Consider the following 4,533-nt stretch of genomic DNA (forward strand, 5'->3'; position numbering starts at 1 on the left):
TTCCGAACCCGGAAGCTAAGCCTCACAGCGCCGATGGTACTGCAGGGGGGACCCTGTGGGAGAGTAGGACGCCGCCGAACAATCATTCAGAAAAGGCCCACCCGGGTTACCGGGTGGGCCTTTTCGCATTTCCGGAGCAGGTGTTCCCGGACGGAAGCCCCCGACTGTGACGCAGGTCACTCCCGGTGAAGAACCTGTACGCCGGATCGGGCGTCTGGCTGGTGTGAGATCACGCAGGAGAGCACTGGACGAGCTGGACGAGGAACGGCTCCTCCGCCTCGTGGCCAAGGGCGACCGCGGGGCGTTCGACGAGCTGTACCGCCGCACGTCGCCGTGGCTGGCGGTGCGGTTGCGCCGTCGCTGCTCGGACGAGCAGATCGTCGCCGAGGTCATGCAGGAGACCTATCTGGCGGTGTGGCGCGCGGCCGGCGCGTTCGCCGGGAGCGCGGTGGGCGGTTCGGCCGTCGGGTGGCTGTGGACGATCGCGGCACGCCGGCTGGTCGACGCGTTCCGGCGTCGGGCCCACCACGCCGAGCCGCCGGTGGCCGCCGCCGAGCGGGCGGTGGTGCCCGGGGCGGAGGAGGAGGCGCTCGCCGGGACGGTCGGCGGTGACGTGGGCGACGCGTTGCGGCGCCTGGCGCCGGAACTCCGAGACGTGTTGCAGGCCACGGTGCTCGACGGGCTGTCCGTCCGGGAGACGGCCGTGCTGCTCAGACTGCCCGAAGGCACGGTCAAGACCCGCGCCCGACGGGCCCGGATCGCGATGCGGGAGGCACTGGGATGAGAGAGGACCACGCGTCGAGGCGGTTGATCGACGCCTACGCACGGGGTGACGCGGCGATGGCGGCGGACACGGTGTGGGCGCTGGAGGCCCACCTGGAGACCTGCGCGTCGTGCCGGAGCCTCCTGGCGGCCTCGGTGGCCGTCGAGGCGCCCGACGTGGCCGCGCTGCTCGACACCGTCCGGACCGGCCTGGAGCCGCAGTTGGACGCGGCCGGAGGGTCGCCCGCCCGGCGGTGGCGTCCGTGGTGGGTGTCGGCCTGGGTGACCCCGGTGATGGGGCCCTGGCTGGCCATGGCCGCCGCCGTCACCCTGGCGGCGCTGCTGCTGGACGAGATCGCGCCGTCGGCCTCCTTCGGCGACGCCTCGCCGGTGTCGCTGCTGGCCCCCGTGCTGCCGCTGTCCGGGGTCGCCGCGGCGTGGTCGCGGGCCCTGGACCCGGCGTACGAGCTGACGGCCTCGACCGCCCGCGCGGGCCTGCCGCTGCTGCTCAGGCGCACCACGGCGGTGCTCGCCGTGGTCGTGCCCGGGCTCCTGCTGACGGGGTGGCTGACCGGGACCGTGACGGCCGCGCAGTGGCTGCTGCCCTCGCTGGCCTTCACCTCGACCGCCCTGGCCCTGGGCAGCGTCATCGGCGTGACCCGGGCCGCGACTGCCCTGGCGACCGCCTGGGGCGCCGCCGTGCTGGTGCCCGCAGGGGTCACCGGACGTGACCCGGCGGCCCTGCGGCTCGCCCTGGAGCCGGGCCTGCTGCCGGCCTGGGCACTCCTCCTCCTGCTGGGCGTCGGCGCGGTGATCGCCCGCCGGAACGCCTTCTCGACGTTGTGACAACACCATCGACCCTCGAAAGGGGCCACCGCATGGCGCCCATGACGAGCGCGGCCGACACCGCGCCGAAGACCTACGCCTGGGAGATCCGGGCCAGTGACCTGAGAGTCCGGGTGGGCCGCAAGAAGCTGGCCGTCGACGGCTTGGACCTGTCCCTGGGCCTCGGCGCCCACGGCCTGTTGGGGCCCAACGGGGCGGGCAAGACCAGTCTGATCCGGGCGCTGGCGACGGTGCTGCGTCCGGCGGGCGGCGAGCTGGAGCTGCTCGGCACCTCGGTGGGCGGGCTGGGCGACCTGCGCGCGGTGCGGCGCCGGATCGGCTACCTGCCGCAGGAGTTCGGCTACTACAAGCGCTTCACGGTGCGGGAGTTCGTCGAGTACATGGCCTGGCTGAAGGAGGTGCCGAAGGCGGACATCCCGGCGGCCGTCCAACGGGCCGTCGAGCGGGTGGGGTTGGCGGACCGCGCCGACCACCGGATGAAGACCCTGTCCGGTGGCATGGTGCGGCGGGCCGGCATCGCCCAGGCGATCGTCAACGACCCGGAGGTGCTGCTGCTGGACGAGCCGACGGCGGGCCTGGACCCGGCGCAGCGGCTGCGCTTCCGCGAGCTGCTGCAGGAACTGGGCCGGGACACCTGCGTGGTCGTCTCCACCCACCTGGTCGAGGACGTCGCGGCGGCCTGCACCGACGTGGTGCTGTTCGCCGAGGGGCGCCTGGTCTTCCAGGGCACCCCGGAGGACCTGGCCGCGGCGGGCGGCACCGAGCACCCGGGCGACAGCCCGCTGGAGCGCGGCTACTCGGCGCTGCTGCGCAACTCCGGTCAGCAGGGGGGCAACTGGTGAACGGACGAGTGCTGCGCACCGAGCTGAGGCGCTCCGTCGCCCCCTGGGCCGGCCTGGTCGTCCTGGGCGGCAGCCTGGCGGTCCTCTACGCGATCAACGGACTCTGGTGGCAGGGGACCACGGCATGGACCTCGCAGTGGACGTCGATGGCGCTGACGACCCGTTCCCTGCTGGCCTACCTGTGGCCGCTCTCGGTGGGCTTCGGCGCGGTGTACGGGCTGCGCGACTCCCGCTCGCGGATGGCCGAACTGCTGGCGAGCACGCCGAGTCCGGCCTGGCGCCGTGCGGCGCTGCCGGCCGGTGCGCTCGCGCTCGCGCTGGCGTCGGGCTTCGGCCTCCTCGTGCTGTGGGGCGGGAGCCAGGTGGCGCTCGGCGACACCGGCTACCTGCCGGCGGGCTGGCTGCCGATCTCGCTGGTCGCGGCCCTGGCCCTGGTCGCTGGCGGGGTGTTCGGGATGGGCGTGGCGCGGGTCCTGCCCTCGGTGCTGACCCCGCCGCTGCTGGTGGTCTCCTCCCTGATGACGGTGATGTTCCTGCGGCAGACCACCGACACGGCGGTGCCGTCGGGCGCGGCGCCCAACCGGCTCTCCCAGCTGTCGCCGGTGACCGACATGCCGCGCGAGCTGCTGCTGACCCTGTCCGGGGCGGTGGACCTGGGGCAGACGCTGTGGTTCCTCGGCCTGCTCGGCACCGGCTTCGCGCTGCTGACGGCCTCGACCCTGCGGACCCGGCTGCTCGCGCCGGCTCCCGTCCTGGCCGGTGCGGCGCTGGCCCTGCTGGTCCTGCCGGCCGAACCGCGCGACACCTTCGTCGTGGATTCGGCCGCCGCGGCCCCGGTCTGCGACGGCCCGGTGTGTGTGACACGGGTGAACGGCGCGCGCCTGCCCGACCTCGCCTCGTCCGGCAAGGAGGCGCTGCGGGTGCTGCACGAAGCCCTGGGTGACCAGGCGCCGGCTTCGGTGCGGGAGGAGACGACGCTGCGCGCGGTCGGCGACGACCGCCGGCTCGCCGGAGACGTGGTGCTGGTCGACTTCGACGACCCGCTGATCGCCCGGGCGACGGGGACGGAACTGACCCGGCTGCTGGTCGCCCAGGGCCTGGCGCCGAACTGCCGACCGCGCACCATCTGGGAGGGCGGGGGCCTGAACGCCGTCCCCGCGCAGAGCGTCGTCGCGAGCTGGGCCCTCGGCGATCAGCAGCTGAAATCCTTGGAGCAGCCGGAGGCCGACCGGTTCTCGCAGCGCGCGTGGGCGAGCGCCGAGGCCGCCTGGCAGAAGTTGAAGGCCCTGCCGCAGGCCGAGCAGCGGTCGCGGATCGCCCAGGTCCGTGCTGCCTCGCTGTCCTGCGGGAACGAGCTGGCGGCGCTGACCGGGGAGGTGTCCCGATGAGGTGGCTGACCCTGTACGCGCGGTCCCGGCAGGCGCCCGCCTCCGCCGCCGTCGTCCTGCTGGTCGTCCTGGCGGCGTGGGCCTTCGACCACGGCGGCCCGGGCCCGATGGAGCTGGGGACGGTGGTCCTGGTCCTCACCGTGAACGTGGCGGCCGCCTCCGTCGGGCTCGGCGGGCAGGACGCGGCGCTGGAGCGGACGGCCGCGATCCGGTGGGTGCCGCGCCGGGCGGCGCACGTGCTGCTGATCGGCGCGGTCGCCGGCGGGGCGCTGCTGGTCGCCGGGTCGGTGGGGGCCGATCCCGCCCCCACCGGGTTCCTGGTACGGGACGCCGCGGGCCTGGCCGGCCTGGCCGCGCTCGGGGCGGTGCTGTGCGGGGCGCACCTGGCCTGGATCCCGCCGACCGGCTGGCTCGCGGTCACCCTCCTCGGCCCGCCCGCGCCCGGCACCGTGGGGGAGGTGCTCCACTGGATGACGTTCTCCCCGAGCACCGGGGTGTCCTGCGGGACGGCGTGGGTGCTGCTGGCGGTCGGCACGGCCGCGTACGCCGTGGCGGGACCGCGGCGGTAGGGCCTGTCCGGGGAGCCGTGACGACGAGCAGGTGAGCGCCGCCCGCGGGCGGCGCGCCGCACGACCGACAGTAGCAGCGCGGCTGAGGAGATGACTCTGGCGGGGTCGGTGGAGGGTGGGGGGGCG

At 74.9% G+C, this 4,533-nt stretch carries 5 protein-coding genes and 1 rRNA gene; all 6 read left to right on the top strand.

The annotated features are described in order from the left end of the window. Positions 1-80, top strand: a 5S ribosomal RNA gene (rrf, locus tag ABTY61_RS41665); the annotation flags it as partial. Between the two features lie 143 nt (positions 81-223). Continuing rightward, positions 224-784: an RNA polymerase sigma factor gene (locus ABTY61_RS41670; protein WP_350510464.1), complete on the top strand. Its 561-nt coding sequence runs from the start codon at positions 224-226 to the stop codon at positions 782-784. Then, complete coding sequence (locus tag ABTY61_RS41675) at positions 781-1,608, top strand: zf-HC2 domain-containing protein (protein ID WP_350510465.1); 828 nt, start codon at positions 781-783, stop codon at positions 1,606-1,608. Before ABTY61_RS41670 ends, ABTY61_RS41675 begins: the two co-directional genes overlap by 4 nt. 32 nt (positions 1,609-1,640) lie before the next feature. Further along, positions 1,641-2,450 carry an ATP-binding cassette domain-containing protein gene (locus tag ABTY61_RS41680; protein WP_350510466.1) on the top strand — a complete coding sequence of 270 codons (810 nt, stop codon included), beginning with the start codon at positions 1,641-1,643 and terminating at the stop codon, positions 2,448-2,450. Continuing rightward, positions 2,447-3,838: a hypothetical protein gene (locus tag ABTY61_RS41685; protein ID WP_350510467.1), complete on the top strand. Its 1,392-nt coding sequence runs from the start codon at positions 2,447-2,449 to the stop codon at positions 3,836-3,838. The genes ABTY61_RS41680 and ABTY61_RS41685 overlap by 4 nt, the downstream gene beginning before the upstream one ends. Then, positions 3,835-4,407 carry a hypothetical protein gene (locus ABTY61_RS41690; protein WP_350510468.1) on the top strand — a complete coding sequence of 191 codons (573 nt, stop codon included), beginning with the start codon at positions 3,835-3,837 and terminating at the stop codon, positions 4,405-4,407. Before ABTY61_RS41685 ends, ABTY61_RS41690 begins: the two co-directional genes overlap by 4 nt. Positions 4,408-4,533: the final 126 nt, after the last annotated feature.

It is taken from the genome of Kitasatospora sp. NPDC096128, assembly GCF_040303105.1.
GTDB lineage: Bacteria > Actinomycetota > Actinomycetes > Streptomycetales > Streptomycetaceae > Kitasatospora.